The organism is Bacillus cereus group sp. BfR-BA-01430, from assembly GCF_022663115.1.
GTDB classification, from domain to species: domain Bacteria; phylum Bacillota; class Bacilli; order Bacillales; family Bacillaceae_G; genus Bacillus_A; species Bacillus_A cereus_BD.
This window is the reverse complement of the sequence record NZ_JAKUEW010000004.1, coordinates 130,824-148,379: the sequence shown is the minus strand read 5'-3', so window position 1 is coordinate 148,379 and position 17,556 is coordinate 130,824. Positions and strand designations below refer to the sequence as shown.

Here is a 17,556-nt window from a genome sequence, read left to right as displayed (position 1 = left end):
CATCCCCTCTAATATCCTCTCGTCCATTTCAGCTTGAACGACTGTAAAACTATCCTTAGGTCCATAAGTTTGTTCCCTCTTTTCTTTATCTTTTATATCAAATTTATCATAAAAACCATCCTATGAGTGGTCTTCATTACTTTTGACTACGATGTTCTTCATTTACCTTCTTAATATCAGCAATTAATGTTACCATCTCTTCTCTTGCCTCTGGATACGTTTCATTCCAATGCTTCACTAGAGCCGGCATTGTTTTAGCAATGTATGAGTACAGTGCCCATTTTTTCACTTGTTCTTTTCTCTCTTCGCTCCTTTCCCCCAGCAGTAATTCTGTATACTTTTCAAGTAAGCCATCAAATTGCTCATTAAACTTCTCGTTCATCTCTTTTCCTCCTTCTCATACTTTAAACTCTTCTCTTTGTGCTTAATCTTCCCTACATATAAAAAAAGTAGCGAAACCCGCTACTTTTTTCTATAATTTTGATCGAACAGAGTTTAATTTCTTCTCCATTGTACTTTCTTTATCGCGACGGTCATCAATACGAATTGTTGTTGCAACACGCTGTGCACCTTTCGTATATGGCACTTCATGCATTTGTTGAATGACTTCTAAAAGGACAGGAAGATCTCCTTCAATTACTGTATTCATTGGTGTCAATTGATACTTCACGCGATCTGCATTTTTCGCTAATACTTTCTGTACTTCTGCTACGTATTCACTTACACTTGGATCCCCTGTTCCAACTGGAATGATGGATACATCAACAATTGCCATGATCATTTTCCTCCTAATAAAATATATATTTACATTTTTTTATTGTACCGAAATATATCTTTATTTACTAATCTTTCGCTTATTCTTCTACTTTAAACTGTGTTACTAATTTTTCTAAACCTTTCATTTCCTCGCCTAACATTCGCATCGTATCGGATACTTTTTCTAAATGAGCCACTTGCGATTCAGTAGATGCATTTACCTCCTCAGAAACTGCGGCACTTTCTTGACTTGTCCCTGCAATTGTTTGCATAACTTCTGTAATTTCTTCTTGCTCATCCCCTATATTTTTTACCTCCTTAACGATTTTTTCAACCGAAGTAATAATCGTATCTACTACGGACATAATGATACGGAACTCTGTTTCTGCTTCTTCTGTAACTTTATTTTGTATATCTGCAATGTCTTTCAATTTACTTACAACTTCTACAACACGCGCAACTTCTAACTGGACATCTCTTATCATCATAGCGATTTCCTCTGTTGCTCCTTTTGATTGTTCCGCTAACTTTCTCACCTCTTCTGCGACTACTGCAAATCCTTTTCCTTGTTCGCCTGCTCTCGCCGCTTCAATCGATGCATTTAAAGCAAGTAAATTTGTTTGATCCGAAATTTCTTTAATGATTTCTACTACATTTTGAATAGATTGTACTCTCCGCTCTAGTTTACAAGAGGCTTCTTCTGTACCACCCACAATAGATGATGATTGTCCTCTTGCGTGAACTAAATGATGCATCGTATCAAGTCCTTGTTTAGATGCTTGTTCTGCCTTATTTGTCACTTCCTTAATCGCTTCTACTGATTCAATCATTTGTTCCACCGAATCAGTCATATTTCCAAGTTGAGTGGAAACTTCCTCTACACCATTTGCGAGTGTTGATGCTCCGCCTGTTACATCTTCCATCGCCCCGGAAACTTCTTTACTTGCAGCAACAGTTTCATTCGTTAAATAACGAAGATGATGCGTAGATTGTTGAACGGTCTGTACATTATGTTTAATGCTACTTACCATTTCATTCATCTGCTCAACCATACGATTAAAATGAGTGGTAAGCGTTCCTACCTCATCTTTACTCATCACTTCCATTTTCAATGTTAAATCACCTTCAGCTACTCGTTGGACATGCTTTGTTAATAACTGCAAAGGTCTTGCTAATTTTCTTGCGAATAAAAAAGATACAGTAATCGCAACCAATAAACTCATACATGTCATCCCAATTACTGTATTACGTGTTTCAGATAATACCTGATTAATTGTTTCTTTAGGATAGACGATTCCTATTTTCCATTTCATCTTATCAAATGATTGGCTATAAGCTACTATCTCGTTTCCTTCTAATTGAGATTCAGCAAATTTCGTTGTATCTTTTTTCAAACTTTGGATAAGCGGCTCTTTTGAAACATCTTTTCCTACTTTTTTTGGATATACAAGCGCAATGTTTTTATCGTTAATGATGAACATTTCCCCAGCATAATTATATTGAATATTGTGTAGTAATTTTTGAATCGTTCCCAGCGATACATCCATCGCTACAACCCCTAATACAGAACCATCCTCACCAATAATCGCTTTTGAAACCCCAATACTTAATTTACCTGTTGCAATCTCATATAAGGGCTGCCCCCAATGAATTGATTTCGTATCTGCTTCAGCATTTTTGTACCATGGTCTAGAAGTTGGATCATATCCCTCTGGTAATGTTCCTCCCCCAGCAAGATTTGCGCTTAACGTTCTCTTATCTTTCGTCCCAATATATAAATCTAAAATATCTGGATGATTCTTTTTGAATTGTAAAAACTCTTTTAAGATAGCATCCTCACTTTCTGGAGTTAGACCACTTTGCAACGCTCCTTGCACTAAGCTATTTGTTCCATAATGCCCTATATCTTCTTCAATTCCTTGTATAAATGTATGAAGTTGCTCAGTGACAAGATCCATTGTATTTTGAGAATATTGATTGAGTGTATCTTGCGCGCTCTCTTGCTGTAATTGATATACAGTTGTCCCTAAAATTGCAAACAGCATCGTAATAAGCACTGAAAACACGACTGTAATTTTCAAACGTAAACTTCTCCACATTCCTTTGAAACATCCCCTTCTCGATGAAATTCAATTATATCAATCGATATATTAAGTATAATAGATAATGAGAAAACCTCAATCTATATCATTTCAAAAATTTATACTTATTTGTATATATTTCACTATACCCTCTAGAAGAGATTGTTTAAGAGTACTTGTCTAAATACAAATCGTTCTTTATTCTTAATATAGAATCTAATTTGTTCGGGAGGCATTATGTTACAAAAATTTGGTTTCTCACAATATGAAAGTCAAGCTTATGAAGTCGTAGTCTCAAGCAATGAACCATTAGATGCAACAACAATTGTCAAACATTCCGGTGTTCCAAAAGCAAAGATATATGAAATATTAGCACGCCTAATCGATAAAGGAATGGTAATGGATTCCGTTTCAGAAAAGAAAAAGCTATATACAGCATTACCACTCAAGCTCGCGATTGAAAAACTAACAGCAGAATTCCAAACGAATATTAAAGAGCTTGAAACAAATATTTCAAAAAAATCATTTATAGATGACCGTGTTTGGAGCTTAAAAATGCAGTCTTCTATTCAAGTGCAAAGTAAACAGATAATTGAAGATGCAAAAAAATCTATCCGTATTTCTGCTTGGAATGACACCTTCTTAGAATATCTTCCATTACTGGAGCAGAAGGCGCAACAAGGTGTTGAGATTGAAGGCCTTATAGTAGGAAAAGCTGAAACAGAACTAAAGAACATTCATTTTCTCATCCCAACAGAAGAGCCAAATGCATTAGAACGTTATTTACTCCTTATCGTTGATGATCATGAAATTTTATTTGCTGGTGTCGAACAAGAATCTTGGCAAGCAATGAAAACAATGTCTCAGCCATTTGTAAAATTCTTTACTGAATTTTTCTATCATGATGTGGCACTCGCTAAAATTACCCAAAAACATCATGAACTCTTTATGAATGATGAGGAAATTCGAAGCATTTTAATGAAGTTGAGGTATTAAACATATGAAAAGGAATGCTTGTACATATAATAAAGCATTCCTTTCTTCATTATAAGAAAATGAAAATATCCTTATCTTTTTAAATAATAGATAATAAGTTTGCTTCAATGATATATCTATCCGGAGCATTACCAATATATTCAAATGGATAACAAGTTGTTAATGTTAAAGTTGGGCGATTTTTTGGTACTACTACCGTCCGATCTTCAGCTCTTGTAATCCAATGTCTGCTAATTTGATACGTATATGTTTTTTTATCATATTTTAAAATTAAAGTATCATTTTCTTTCAATTTACCAATCTCAATAAACACAGTATCTCGATGTCCACTCAAAACAGTATGACCCTTTCCAGATGGTGTCGTTGTAAGATCACTCACAAACATTCCCACACCTTTTTTTAACACTTTTTCATCTGTTCCCCAGTATATAGAATATTTCTTTTTTAGTTTAGGAACGATTAATTGTGCTATTTTTTCTCCAAATTGGTGCTGAGATTGTGAAGAAGAAACTTGTTCCGTCTGTATTTTGAGTAACGTTTTTTCCAAATTTTGCTGCCTCGGTATATGTTCAAACTCTTTATACTGTTTTACCTCATATTCCGTTAAAGAATGAGCAGAATTCTTGGCGCTATACCACTCTATAAAACAGAAAGAACCTGTACTTAATCCTATAACGATTAAACATAAACCAAACCACTGCCCTTTATTCACATACTATCCCCCCATTAAAACAGCAGAACTCTTCCTGCCGTTTTAAGGCCATTGTCTCTTATTCATTAGTTGGCTTACGACGTAGCATTAGTACAAATCCTATCAGTACAATTACAGCACTTACTAACATGATTGTAAAACTATTTGAAGCTGTATTTGGCAATTGTTCCCCCTGTTGCATTCTGTCTTCCCTCTTAGTTGTTTCTTTTGTCACTTCCCTTTGTTCCTGCTGTATATTTTTTTGCTTGTCTTCCTTATGAATAAGGTTCTGCTTAGCTTCTTCTTGTTTATCTCCATTCTTCTCAGATTCTTTTTTACTAGCTAAAAATTGATCATATTCTCCTTTTTTCACTTCACACGGTAATCCATCATGGTCTTTGTCTAAACCGTGCGGATCGTGATTTGTATTATATCCACGACTCTGCCAAAATTCCATTACTTCCTGTTTATTTTTAAAATGACCGCAATTTTTGTCCTCTGGATTCTTTGCAGCATAAATTGCTGTATGATAGCCCACCGTTAACATTAAAAACATTGGTAATAAAACAAATAGTTTTTTCATCTATTTCCCCTTCTTTCGCTAATATATTGAAATATTTTACATCTTAATTATCAATATATCAATATTCTTATATAACGAAAGAAAGTTGTTACTGTTAACTCCATCCCTTCTCTTATTGAAACTTTTTTACGTCACTTACAATGAAATTAAATTTTCTTCTAAATCCGCTTATTCATTACAAAGCTACTCTATGCGATGATATAAACGATCAAATGAGAAATAGCAAAGGCTAGGCTCCCTTTGCTATTTCTCATTCTGCCTCTTTATTTCATTTAACAACGCAATAATTCTTTCATTTTGCTCAACTTGCTTCTCCGAATTATGATAAAGAAAACGAATCCATCTAAATACAAATATAGCGATAAATAACGGGAATACCGTGAAGAAAAAACCAATAATGGAATCATCCATATTTTATCACCTCAATAATGAATACCCTTCTATAACACCGTAGTAAAACCTCTATTTCTTCCAAAATAAAAAAGAATCTATCACACGATAGATTCCTTTTTAGCTACATGAGTAGATTGGTCTCTCGTAATTGAGAAGATTGCACATAGCAATGCTAAGATGATAAATCCGCCGCCCACCCAAGCGTTATACATAACAGATGACTTTTCAATAACAATGCCACCTACTGTTGAACCGAGCGCAATCCCTAAATGAAGTGCTGAATTATTTAAACTTTGCTGGATACCAGCTGATTGTGGTGCAATTTCAATTAAATAACTTTGCTGAGCTGGAGAAATTGCCCAGCTTAACATACTCCATAGTCCCATTACCGTAATAAATAGCGGGAAAGAGAAGGCCATCATCGGTAAGATAAAGAGAGCACATGCAAAGACGATAATAATAGAAATGATACTTTTCTTTGATCCCCACTTATCTGCAAGCCAGCCGCCAAATCCACCACCAATAACTGCTGCAATACCAAAAATAAAGTAAAACAAACTAATCCAGTTTGCTTCAACATGCATAATATCTTTTAAAAACGGTGTTAAATATGCATACAGTGTTAAATGTCCTGTTAAAAATAGGAATGACGTTAACTGTGCACTTACAATTTTTTTGTTTTTCAAGGTAGCAATTTGCTCTTTTATAGATAAAACAGCTACTGGAGGAACTTTTGTTAAGAACAGAGAAATGCTTACAATTGCAATAACTGTTAGCACTGAAATCAATACAAAGGGTGCTCTCCAACCATATGCATTTCCGAGAACAAGACCTAATGGTACGCCGAGAACGAGCGATCCGCTAATCCCCATGAAAATGATTCCAATTGCTCGCGCACGAAAATGTGGTTCTACTACACTCGATGCTAATGTGACAGATAATGCAATAATCAGTGATCCACTTGCCGCACAAATGACCCTTGAAAACATTAACATTCCATAATTTATACTTAAAGATGAAATAAGATTCCCAATTAAGAAAATAGATAATGACCCGATGTATAGTGTTTTTCGCTCAATCTTCCCCGTCATCGCTAATAACAAAGGTCCTGAAAGAGCAAAGACAATAGAAAAAATAGTAATCAGTTGCCCTGCTGCACGAATGGAAACACCTAAATCATTCGCAACTAAGTCGAGTGTTCCTCCAATTATTAATTCAACCGTTCCGACTACAAATGCTGCAATCGCTAAAATATATACTCGAAAATTCAATTTTCCCCCTCACTTTCTTTCGTCTCCTATAAGGTTACCACAATAATAGTAACCAAAATAAAAGAAGCAAGCAAGAGAAGATTCCTTATCTTTTAAGAGAAAATTTTTCACAAAAAAGAAGCAAGCGATTCCTTCACTTGCTTCTGTAAGATTATATTTCTTTTTTCTTATTTAAATACCAATAAACAGGAAGTCCTGTCACGACGATTACAATTGACAAACAACAACTTATAGGATCATTCATAATCGCACTGCCAATTACAAATAACGACCCGAAAATAGCAACAATCGGTACAATTGGAAATAACGGTACACTATAAGCACGTTCTTTTCCTTCATTACGTTTTCGTAAAATAAAAACTCCAATAAATGTCATCACATAAAAAATATAAATAATAAATACGGAAATCTCCGATAATTTATTTGGATCACTTATAATCATTAAAATAATCCCTAAAATAATTTCAAACGTAATTGCATTAGCTGGTGTTTTAAACTTTTCATTTTCTTTCGCGATAAATTTCGAAAACGGAAGCTGTCCACGTTCAGCCATGGACATTGGAATACGCGGAAATGTTAAAATCTTTCCGTTCAAACATCCAAAAATGGAAACAATAATACCGATACTAATAATTTTTCCGCCATATTCTCCTAACAACATCCCAGCAGCTGTTGCAGTCGCGTTCTCACCAAGATTTACAATTTCCATAGCTGGCAATACTTTTAATAAAGCCAAATTAATTAATACATAAGCAAATGTTACAATTAATATCCCTAACGTCATCGCCTTTGGTAATAACTTTGTTGGATTCTTCATTTCACCGCCAATAGAAGCAAGCAAGATCCATCCATCATAAGCAAATAAAGTTGCTAAAATCGCCATACCAATACTTTGATTTTCCGATAATGGCACAACTACATTAAAAATATCACTATTCCCTTTCCAAAAACCTAACAAAACAATTAATACGACGGGAATCAGTTTCCCCACTGTTGTAACCGTTTGAACAATGCCTCCATACTTTGTTCCAACACTATTTACAGCGCCAAGGAATATGACTGTACCAATTGCAATTGGTAAATTCCACGATGTATCTAAATAAAAGAAGTTAATGATTAAAGAACTAAAGTACAAACCTAACGTTCCAATAATAGCTGGTCCATATACAATTGTTTGCATCCATCCCGATAAATACCCTAAGAAACTCCCATAAATTTCTTCTAAATATGTATACAATCCACCATTTTTCGGAATTTGCGCTCCAATTTCAGCTACCGTTAAACCACTAGCTAAAGTTAATAAACCTCCAATGACCCAAGCAGCAATCGCCATATTGGAACTACCGGAATAATCCAATACACTCCCTGGTTTCATAAATACACCAGAACCAATAATTGTTCCAACAACGATGGATAACGCCACCGTTAATCCAATTTTGTTCTTCTCCTCATGATGCATATTATGTATCCTCCTTCCAATTCTAGTGTGATGCAAAATGAAATAAAAAACACCCCTCCCTCAAAAAGGGACGAGTGTTTTATTCGTGGTTCCACCCTTGTTTAATTAGCAAAGCGATACACTTCACCAACTTCTCAAGTTTCCATAACGGCTTTCACCGGCAAGCAATTACTCATGGATTCACTGCTGCAGCTCAGAGGTGGTAATTCATTCTTTCGTATTAGGAAGCTTACAGCCTAAGGCCTCCCTCTCTGAGAATCGTAAAAAATAAACCATATCCTCATCATCACTTCTTGATGTCGAATTTTGTAGTTACTGTTCATTATATTGGATTTTTCAAAAAAATCAATAATATTACTGATATAATATATAAAAATATCTCTTCTTATAGTATAACAAAAGCTATCCTATTTTTCGAATCTCCATAAAACAGTATGTTATCTATTCCTTGTATTACTACATAGTAAATATCTCGATTATAGAGGCCGATGTGAACAAAAAAACAATTTCAACAAATCAATGCCATTCATTTTTAAGCACTTTCTCCTATACTTTCTATTTCATTGCCATAGAGAGATACTAGCTGTACAATACAAAAACGCCGCTCTCAATTAGAGCGGCGTTTTCCTCTAGGCGCTTTGTAGTTGGCCTTGTTCACGTTCTATGAATTTTCTTAATATCATTGTTTGCATCATTGTAAAGGTATTCCCAGTAACCCAGTACAACACAAGCCCTGATGGTGCAGCAAATCCCATAAATAAGATCAATGCCGGCATCATAAACTGCTGAATTTTGAGCATTTGAACTTGGTCTTTAGGTGTCACACTGGATTGCATCACCTTCATTTGAACAAACGTTGTGAACGCTGCAAGAATCGGTAATATATAGTACGGATCTGCATGTCCTAAATTGACCCATAAAAACGAAGAGGTACGAATCTCTTCTGTGCGGCTAATCGCATAATATAGCGCCGAAAAAATAGGCAATTGAATCAAGAGTGGCCAGCACCCAGCTAGTGGCTTCCAACCGCCTGATTTCATTAGTTCTGACATTTCTTTTTGATACTCTTTTTGTTTTTCAATATCCTTGCTTACATCACCATATTTGTCCTTCAACTTTTGAAGCTTAGGTTGCATTTGTTTCATTTTCATTTGACTGCGATATTGCGAAATAGCTAATGGAATCATTGCGAAGCGAACCAAAAGCGTAATAAGAATAATCGCAATCCCAAAACTCCCGCCAGCTATATGATTATGGGCAAATTGAAGCATAAGTGAAATGGGATAAACAAAATAGTGATCCCAAATTCCAGTACTGTTTGCATCAATAGGACTTGCATGACTGCAACCAGATAAAACAAAAACAAGTAACAATGATAAACGAATGAGCACAGCTCGATATGATTTTAACATGTTCATTCCTCCAATGTTTCGTAATGAATTAGCGAAACATTGGTGTATACGGACCAGCTTCATCACTCTCATCGCTTGATTCCTGTCTACGAACAGAATGAACCATTCCGTATTTATAAAAAATAGAAAAAAACAGAAAATGATCTATACTCTCCTCACATGTATCAACAAATGCAAAAGTCCTTTGTCTACTGCTCGATGCTTGTTGACGTACAAAACGAGAAATATTAGTGAGGAGAAAAACTTCTAATAAACATAATGCTGTCGTTACAACAGATATATATAAAGCAATATCTTGCAATAAAAAGTCCATCGCTTCACATCCTTAGTAACGTCATTTTAGCACATTCAACAAATATTCTCTATTTCCTTATAATTTCAAAACAAGTTTTGTATATTCCCTCACAAAAATAGTCTAAAACATCATTGTATTCGCTTTCTTTAGTATATTCACACATGTGATTGAATAGGTTGTTTTTTTAGAAATTTATAAAATTTTTGTATTATACTAAAACGGTTGCCAGTTTCTGAAAAAAGCTTTATTCTCTTCTTGTAATCAAAAATGAATATGGAGATGAAACATACTATGGGTCAATTAGGAGACGCCGATTACGTTCCCGATACCGCCTTTTTATCCTTCCCAGCGGCTAAAACATTTCACTTAGAATTTATCATACAATTGATTGTTATTTTTGTAGCTTCTATCTTGTATGCAATTTCGATGAATATGTTTTTTATCCCACACAATATGATCAGCGGTGGATTTGCTGGAGTAGGGATGATTATTGGTTATTTAATGCACTACAATATTGGTGCACTTATCTTTCTACTCAATGTCCCACTTCTTATTTTAAGTCATTTTTACTTAGGTAAGAAAACAACCTTTTTAACAGCTTATTTCGTAGCAGTATCGTCGATCGCTATGAACATTATCCCAGTGCATCAAGTATCAGAAGATATTTTGCTTTCTTCTGTATTTGGCGGAGTCCTCTGCGGAGCTGCAACGGGAATTATTTTCCGATTCGCTTCTTCAACTGGTGGATTTGATATTGTTGGGTTGATTGTAGCGAAATATAAAGACATCTCAATTGGAGCTATCATTTTCGTGTTCAACCTCGTTCTACTTGTTGTTGCTGGCTTTATTTTCGGTTGGGATATTACATTGTATACGTTGATTAGCCGTTTTGTTGTCAGCAAAGTAATTGATGCTGTGCATACGAAACATATCAAATTAACAATTATGACAATTACAGAAAAAGGCGAAGAAATCAAAAGCTCACTACTGCATCATGGCATCCGTGGTGTAACAATGGTAGACGCTGTCGGCGGCTATACCAACCATAAGAAGAAAATCATTTACACTGTCGTAACTCGCTATGAGTTAGGAGAAATCAAACGCATTATTCGTCACGTAGACAATCATGCATTTATGAATATTACTGAAACTGTCGAAATCGTTGGCCGTTTCAAGCGCATATAAGAAACCGCAAGGAATTTACTTTCCTTGCGGTTTTATTTTATTTTCACTTATCGTAAAATCAGATAATTCTATTATTATAAGCGAAAATATGTTATAATATAGTGAGCAAGATTTACAAAAAGAATGTATAGACTTGGGAGTTTCTCTTACTTTTATAAGCAAAACGAAACGAGAAGTCGGGTATATTTCAAATACAACTTTGCAAAATAACTATTATTTACACACCTTATCGAATCATCTTAGTTATTCTTCATTATTCTTTTTTGAAAAGAACTTCTTTCTATTATACCTACCTTGTTGACTTCCAAATCATCTTATTACATAAGGAGATGAATATATGAATCAATATATACGATATACAATAGCTGTCTTGTTTGCGATGATCGGCGCTGCCATTTGCTTTTGGACAAATATTCAGCTTGGAGAACATATCATTTTTAATGGAATAGAATCGCTTGTAAGCGCTGCAATATTAGGCGGATATATTTACTTCCTCTTCAATCCAGAAGAAAACGCCCAAAAAACAATGCTACTAACAATGATTGGAATTGTAGGGGGCTGTATCTCCTACTCCATGACAAACTATACATTACCACTTCAATTAAGCTCTGCTTTCTTCCACGGTCTTTGGACTTGGTTTATCGCATTTTGTTTAGCAGATGTGTTTAACCTATTACAAGACCCTCCTGAAGGAATCGAGAGCAATTCTTAAGCTGGAAGATTCCTCTTCCAGCTTTTTGTTTTTTCCCTCTTCCTAAAAATATATCGGCGCAACTTGAAATATATCGGCGATTCGACATAGAATATCGATTTCCCAACAAATTACGACAAATAAAACACCCTATATCCCTTACTTAAAAATGCGAAACCAAACATGTGCCCCACCACATATATCGCTATTTTCTGCATATATTTCTCCACCATGTTTCTCTACAATCATCTTCGCAATATATAATCCAAGTCCAGAATGATCCTTACTGCTTGATCTCGATTTATCCTCCTGATAAAAACGCCGGAAAATTTTTTGTACATTCCTTGATTGAAAACCAAGCCCAGAATCATATACATGAAATTCAAGTACATCGTGCTGTATACTTACTTTTAATACTATCTTTCCTTCTTCTGGTGTAAACCGAACTGCGTTCATTACAAGATTATCCATCACTTGACTGATTCTCTCTCGATCAAATGCAAGTGTCTTTATATCTTTCGCTTGTTCAAACATAACTTCCCATTCTATCTTTTTCTTCCTAGCAATATACTCATACTCTTCTATCTTTTTATGAAAGAAGCTCTCTACATGTACTTCACTTAAACATAATTGAAACGAAAAACTTTCCAGCTCATTGACCGTATTGAACTCTCCAATAAGTTTTGCCATTCGATTCGCATTTCGCTCAATTGTTTGCAAATAACGCTGTAGTAGCTCCTCATTTTTCCAAAGGCCGCTTTGCAAGCCTTCTATATGTCCACTAATAATGGTTAACGGTGTTTTTAAATCATGGGAAATCGCTCTAATATATTCTCTTCTTTCTTCTTCTAACTCCCATTGATGTGATAAACTATTCGCTAATGCAGCGCGCATGTTTTCAAATGAATGAACCAATTCACCAATTTCATTTTTCGCATTATATTCTAAATGAAAATCTAAATCATGCTTTTGAATTCTCTTGGAAGCCTCCGATAATTCAACAAGCGGTTTCCTAATTCTTTTACCCATTCGGCTTGAAACAACATAGGACAAAATAGTAATGTACATAAACGGAGAACTTAAAAATAAAAGCACTATTATTCCATTAGTAAGAGAAGTTGGCGAACTAACTAAACGATAATGTAACCCAATCGCTCCTTGCAAATTCCCCTCTTTATCGACTAACGGAATATACTTTATAATAACATCATTTTCTTCATGAATATTTGTATTTATTACTTTTAAAATTGGATTTTGCTCTGTTATAATCTCTTTTGTATATGTACCGTAAAGAATTTCACCTTTCTTATTTACAACTTGATATTGAATTCCCTTCAAAGGAATTAACTTTTCTAGCTGCTTCCTCTCGTTTTCATCTAATAAAAGATCTTCTTTTTCCTTAATATACTTTTCAATAGTAGGTATTTGATTTTGGTAATGATTAGCTGGCAATACTTTCTCTGAATCGCCAGTCATTAACCAATACCAGCCACCTATCGCTGTTAAAATAGTAAGTAGTAAACTTCCAATTAAAATGATTAAGAAACCTACCACCAATTGTTTTTTAATACGCAGCTGCTCGATCATCTTTGTACACTCCACTTATACCCAATTCCCCAGACGGTTTGAATATACGTATATTCCTTATCATACACGCTAATCTTCGTCCGAATTTTTTTCATATGCTCGACAACAGTAGATACATCACTTTCACTATCATAGCCCCAAATTTTTTCAAATAACTGTTCTTTTGTTAATACTTGCCCTGCATGAAGCGCTAGTATTTTTACAATTTCAAACTCTTTCTTCGTAAAATGGATGATCTGCTCTCCGCTCCTCACCTCATAGCTTTGTAAATCAATGAAAATTTTCCCATATTTTAAGACTTGTTTATTTTCTTTCCTATTGATTGTACGACGTAAATTAGCGATGATTCTTGCCTTCAGCTCTTTCAAACTAAACGGTTTGCTAATATAATCATCTCCACCAATCATTAATCCCTCAATTCGCGATTGCTCCCTATTATCAGCACTTACAAATAAAATGGGACACCCTTGGCTTTTTCTAATCTTTTCACATACTTCAAATCCGTTCATATCAGGAAGCATTACATCCAGTAAAACTAAACTTATATCATCATCTAATTGACGTAGCGCTTCCTGTCCATTTAAAGCCGTTCGCACATGGTATCCTTCCATAGCAAGACTATCTGCCATAAATGTTAAAATATCTTCCTCATCATCAACCACTAAAATGGTCTCTGCCATGGTCATTCTCCCCTTTACTCACACAAATCCTTTGCCCGCCACGTTATAACACTAAATAACATACAAACTACGAAAATTGTACCATTCAAAAGGTAGAATGTGGAATCTCCATTACTTAAAATACGAATCGCTTCTTGACCTGCTAATATAAAATACGAAAATATATGGTGAACATATAAAACTCCAAATAGGATCCCGATTGTTCCAAAATAAGAAAGAACTACATTTGGCATCCATAAGCTAATAAAACTTGCCAATAGTAAAATAGTTGCAGTAATAAAAAGCAATATTCCATAATATTTCAATGTATATAAAAAAGATTCCATAGCGTTATATTTTATATCTTGATGTAAAAACGTCGTATACTCAGCTGATGGAATATACAATCTCCCATATACATATCCAGTAATAAAAGTAAGAAGTAAAAATATCGAGGCAACTATAAACTGCGTTAGCCACTTCCCACAAAGTAATTTCACTCTCTCGATCGACCTTATACAAACGAGGCGATAAGCACCTGAAGAACGCTCACCATTAAAACTATCAACAAATAAAATTGGAAATATTAATAAAGCTAATATAGGATACATTTCTTTTGCTAGTACAACTTGAAAATTCAACTGGCTTAACGGTGTTCCCGAACCGTTATGGCTATAAATTGCTAATTGTACATAGGCAAGAAAAATTGCATCGCCTATAAGAAACAATATAAAAATAAATAATATAACCTTTGTCTTTTTCCGAGCAAAAATCCGTTCAAATTCACTTATTATTAATTGTTTCATTCTACTCACCTCACACAAAATGATCTTTCTTTCCCAATATAAAAAACGTAATCAAATTTGAAATAACCATATAAATCGTTAATACAAAGGAATATAAAGAAATAAACTCCACATTTCCTGTAAGTGCTAAAGCAATTCCTCGTGCCTGTAAATATATAACTGATGAAGATTGTACATATAGTATTTGATGATCTGATACAAAATTTCGTACGACTTCTGGAACAATTAAAGAAAGGAGAATGAATCCCATTCCAAGCGCGATGGCACTTGTTGTAGACTTACTAAGTACTGTTATCGCCATGAAAATACTACTGACGCAAACTATCATGATGTACGCTATAACGTAATACTTCAGCGTATATAAAAAAATTTCGGTTCCACTATTAGTTGGCTGCTCATAATAAAAAAGAAAAACATTCGGATTAAATTCAAAACATAAATACCCAATTCCATAACTACAAATGAAATATACGAGGAAAAACAAAGCCATCATTATAAGCATTACCACCATTTTTCCAAATAAAATTTGCCGATACGTATAAATACGCTGCAATACCATTCTCATTTGTCCACTGTAATATTCATTAGAAATCATAAGAGCCATCGTCACGAGCAAAATAAGGTTAAATACACTCACAATCATTTCTGCAAGTCCCATATAGGGGAATGTATTGGCATATGTATAATCTGCAGCTGTTTTTGTGATCGATTGATTATGCGCCACGGAATACTTCACAGCTCCAAATAACATCAATGGTATCATCGCAAAACAAAGCCATGTCACCTTCTTTGCCCAAAGCCTTTCCCATTCAGAGCGTACTAATCTCATCATAAACTCATCATCTCTACAAAAATATCCTCTAGCTCTTTTTGATTACCTTTTAATTCTTCCGTCGTCCCTCGCCATATGAGTGTCCCTTCTCGAATCATGACCCATGAATCACACATAAGCTCGAGTTCGCGAATAAAATGACTCGAAATAAAGAATGTAATCCCTTTCTTACGCTGTAAACCGAGAATAATTTTTCGAAGTTGCTGAATCCCCACTGGATCTAGTCCATTAGAAGGTTCATCTAAAATAATAAAGTCTGGATCTCCCAGCAACGCTTGAGCAATTCCTAACCGTTGTTTCATTCCAAGTGAATATGTACCAACCTTATCATCAGCGCGATTTTCTAAGCCGACAATTTGTAACACTTGCTGAATCTTGTTCTCTAAGTTCTCTCCTCCAGCATTCAGCGTAATCCTGCCTAAATTCCGTAAATTTTTTCTTCCTGACATATAAGGAAAGAAAATAGGTGCTTCAACAATTGCACCGACATATTGAAGGGCTTCCTTACGATTTTTTTGTACACTCACACCATTGATGAACACTTCACCCTCATTTGGTCGAATCAATCCCATAATAGTCCGAATCAATGTCGTCTTCCCGGACCCATTTGGTCCAACAAAGCCACAAATTTCATTTTTATAAACGGAAAAAGACAGATGGCTTAACAACGTTCTTCCCTTCACTCTCTTCGTCACATCTCTCACTTCTAAAACAGATTCTTTCATCTCAATCGCCTCCTTACTTCTAGAATAGAAGGTAAAAATAAACTATTTATAAACAAATAAAAAAAGAAGTTGCTTTTACGGCAACTTCTTTTTCCTCTTCCTAAAAATATATCGGCGCAACTTGAAATATATCGGCGATTCGACATAGAATATCGATTTACCAACAAATTACGACAAAGGATAGGTAGAGCATGATTGCTACTGCTCACCTATCCTTATTTATCCTCTATACGGGGGTTTTCAGAAATATCTTGCCTTTTCTAAGTTTTAACATGGAATGGTCCTCATATTAATTGGCATTTTGAACAAATACACGTTTCAATTGCTTACGGAAACGAATACATAAGGTAATTGCTACAATCAAAGCAATCGCAAAAATGATTTTCCCACTATGTTGTCCCAGTGCACCAAAGATATCATGTATATTTCCACCTAACCAATAGCCACCAATTAAAAAGAACATTACCCAGAATAAAGCACCTGAATAAATTGTAATTGCAAAGCGACGAAATGGTAGATTAATAATTCCTCCAAAATATCCGGTAAAGTGACGTACACCTGGGATAAAGAAGCCAATAAAGATTAAGAAATATCCATACTTATCAAACCACATTCTCGTTAAATCAATTTTTCTTTGTGTTAAAAAGACATACTTTCCATACTTTTGTACAAAAGGCATCCCAAGCTTATTTCCTAAAAAGTATTGAATCGTCATTCCAATACTCGTCCCAATAAATGATAAAGTAATTAACACGAATAAGTTTAAATCTCCTGTATGTGCTAAATATCCTGCATAAGCTAATGTCGGCTCTCCTGGAAATGGAAGAGCAATATATTCTAATAGTAATCCAACAAGTACAACATAGTAGCCATATTGCTGAAATAACTCATGAATCCATTCCATGTCATCTCTCCTTTTCTAATCCTATCAACAGGAATCACGTACTCATTGTTACTATTATTGTATAAAAAAATTGTCGAAATAACTATCATAACAGCTTACATTTTTATTACATTTTTGTAAGATATACATCAACTTATTTCCACGAATTTTATTCCACATATTTCCAAATTACATCTACGCTAACTTAAATCGCATCCATTTGTTCTATATAAAAAACTATTTCAAAAAAT

The 17,556-nt window shown here is 34.7% G+C and carries 19 protein-coding genes and 1 other annotated feature; of the genes, 3 read left to right on the top strand and 16 right to left on the bottom strand.

Annotation, left to right across the window (positions count from 1 at the left end; translation table 11 throughout):
• Window positions 1-136: 136 nt before the first annotated feature.
• The 3 genes from MR058_RS10605 to MR058_RS23855 form a co-directional block, all read right to left on the bottom strand.
• Window positions 137-382 carry a YusU family protein gene (locus MR058_RS10605; protein WP_242143996.1) on the bottom strand — a complete coding sequence of 82 codons (246 nt, stop codon included), beginning with the start codon at window positions 380-382 and terminating at the stop codon, window positions 137-139.
• 90 nt (window positions 383-472) lie between these two features.
• Window positions 473-775, bottom strand: a complete 303-nt coding sequence (locus MR058_RS10600) for an MTH1187 family thiamine-binding protein (protein WP_242143995.1) — start codon at window positions 773-775, stop codon at window positions 473-475.
• Between the two features lie 79 nt (window positions 776-854).
• A complete protein-coding gene (locus MR058_RS23855) occupies window positions 855-2,855 on the bottom strand; it encodes a methyl-accepting chemotaxis protein (RefSeq protein WP_242143994.1) in 2,001 nt (666 codons plus the stop codon).
• 219 nt (window positions 2,856-3,074) lie between these two features.
• On the opposite strand from MR058_RS23855, the gene MR058_RS10590 reads away from it, so the two are divergent.
• Entirely contained in the window at window positions 3,075-3,833 is a 759-nt protein-coding gene (locus MR058_RS10590) for a TrmB family transcriptional regulator (RefSeq protein WP_242143993.1), read from the top strand.
• 79 nt (window positions 3,834-3,912) lie between these two features.
• Here the strand turns inward: MR058_RS10590 and MR058_RS10585 are convergent, their stop codons facing one another.
• From MR058_RS10585 to MR058_RS10555, 7 genes are all read right to left on the bottom strand, one after another.
• Window positions 3,913-4,545 (bottom strand): class D sortase, encoded by a 633-nt coding sequence (locus MR058_RS10585; protein ID WP_242143992.1) that lies wholly within the window; start codon window positions 4,543-4,545, stop codon window positions 3,913-3,915.
• A 58-nt stretch (window positions 4,546-4,603) separates the two neighbouring features.
• A complete protein-coding gene (locus MR058_RS10580) occupies window positions 4,604-5,107 on the bottom strand; it encodes an excalibur calcium-binding domain-containing protein (RefSeq protein ID WP_242143991.1) in 504 nt (167 codons plus the stop codon).
• Between the two features lie 243 nt (window positions 5,108-5,350).
• Window positions 5,351-5,518 (bottom strand): hypothetical protein, encoded by a 168-nt coding sequence (locus MR058_RS10575; RefSeq protein WP_242143990.1) that lies wholly within the window; start codon window positions 5,516-5,518, stop codon window positions 5,351-5,353.
• A gap of 80 nt (window positions 5,519-5,598) precedes the next feature.
• Complete coding sequence (locus MR058_RS10570) at window positions 5,599-6,771, bottom strand: MFS transporter (RefSeq protein WP_242143989.1); 1,173 nt, start codon at window positions 6,769-6,771, stop codon at window positions 5,599-5,601.
• A 151-nt stretch (window positions 6,772-6,922) separates the two neighbouring features.
• Window positions 6,923-8,230 carry an APC family permease gene (locus tag MR058_RS10565; protein WP_242143988.1) on the bottom strand — a complete coding sequence of 436 codons (1,308 nt, stop codon included), beginning with the start codon at window positions 8,228-8,230 and terminating at the stop codon, window positions 6,923-6,925.
• Window positions 8,231-8,293: 63 nt separating this feature from the next.
• Window positions 8,294-8,526: a binding site (T-box leader), on the bottom strand.
• Window positions 8,527-8,859: 333 nt separating this feature from the next.
• On the bottom strand, window positions 8,860-9,642 hold the full coding sequence (locus MR058_RS10560) for a membrane protein insertase YidC (RefSeq protein WP_242143987.1): 783 nt from the start codon (window positions 9,640-9,642) through the stop codon (window positions 8,860-8,862).
• Between the two features lie 28 nt (window positions 9,643-9,670).
• Window positions 9,671-9,955, bottom strand: a complete 285-nt coding sequence (locus MR058_RS10555) for a hypothetical protein (RefSeq protein ID WP_242143986.1) — start codon at window positions 9,953-9,955, stop codon at window positions 9,671-9,673.
• Window positions 9,956-10,228: 273 nt separating this feature from the next.
• Here MR058_RS10555 and MR058_RS10550 point away from each other — a divergent pair, with 273 nt between their 5' ends.
• Window positions 10,229-11,122: a YitT family protein gene (locus MR058_RS10550; protein ID WP_242144091.1), complete on the top strand. Its 894-nt coding sequence runs from the start codon at window positions 10,229-10,231 to the stop codon at window positions 11,120-11,122.
• 337 nt (window positions 11,123-11,459) lie between these two features.
• Complete coding sequence (locus MR058_RS10545) at window positions 11,460-11,834, top strand: DUF3938 domain-containing protein (RefSeq protein WP_242143985.1); 375 nt, start codon at window positions 11,460-11,462, stop codon at window positions 11,832-11,834.
• A 138-nt stretch (window positions 11,835-11,972) separates the two neighbouring features.
• Here MR058_RS10545 and MR058_RS10540 read toward each other — a convergent pair whose 3' ends face one another.
• The 6 genes from MR058_RS10540 to MR058_RS10515 form a co-directional block, all read right to left on the bottom strand.
• Complete coding sequence (locus MR058_RS10540; protein ID WP_242143984.1) at window positions 11,973-13,400, bottom strand: sensor histidine kinase; 1,428 nt, start codon at window positions 13,398-13,400, stop codon at window positions 11,973-11,975.
• Window positions 13,397-14,080 carry a response regulator transcription factor gene (locus MR058_RS10535; protein WP_242143983.1) on the bottom strand — a complete coding sequence of 228 codons (684 nt, stop codon included), beginning with the start codon at window positions 14,078-14,080 and terminating at the stop codon, window positions 13,397-13,399. The genes MR058_RS10540 and MR058_RS10535 overlap by 4 nt, the downstream gene beginning before the upstream one ends.
• Window positions 14,081-14,094: 14 nt before the next feature.
• A complete protein-coding gene (locus tag MR058_RS10530) occupies window positions 14,095-14,865 on the bottom strand; it encodes an ABC transporter permease (protein WP_242143982.1) in 771 nt (256 codons plus the stop codon).
• Between the two features lie 10 nt (window positions 14,866-14,875).
• On the bottom strand, window positions 14,876-15,697 hold the full coding sequence (locus MR058_RS10525) for an ABC transporter permease (RefSeq protein ID WP_242143981.1): 822 nt from the start codon (window positions 15,695-15,697) through the stop codon (window positions 14,876-14,878).
• Entirely contained in the window at window positions 15,694-16,422 is a 729-nt protein-coding gene (locus MR058_RS10520; RefSeq protein ID WP_242143980.1) for an ABC transporter ATP-binding protein, read from the bottom strand. Before MR058_RS10520 ends, MR058_RS10525 begins: the two co-directional genes overlap by 4 nt.
• A gap of 289 nt (window positions 16,423-16,711) precedes the next feature.
• Entirely contained in the window at window positions 16,712-17,326 is a 615-nt protein-coding gene (locus MR058_RS10515; RefSeq protein ID WP_242143979.1) for a DedA family protein, read from the bottom strand.
• Window positions 17,327-17,556 lie beyond the last annotated feature (230 nt).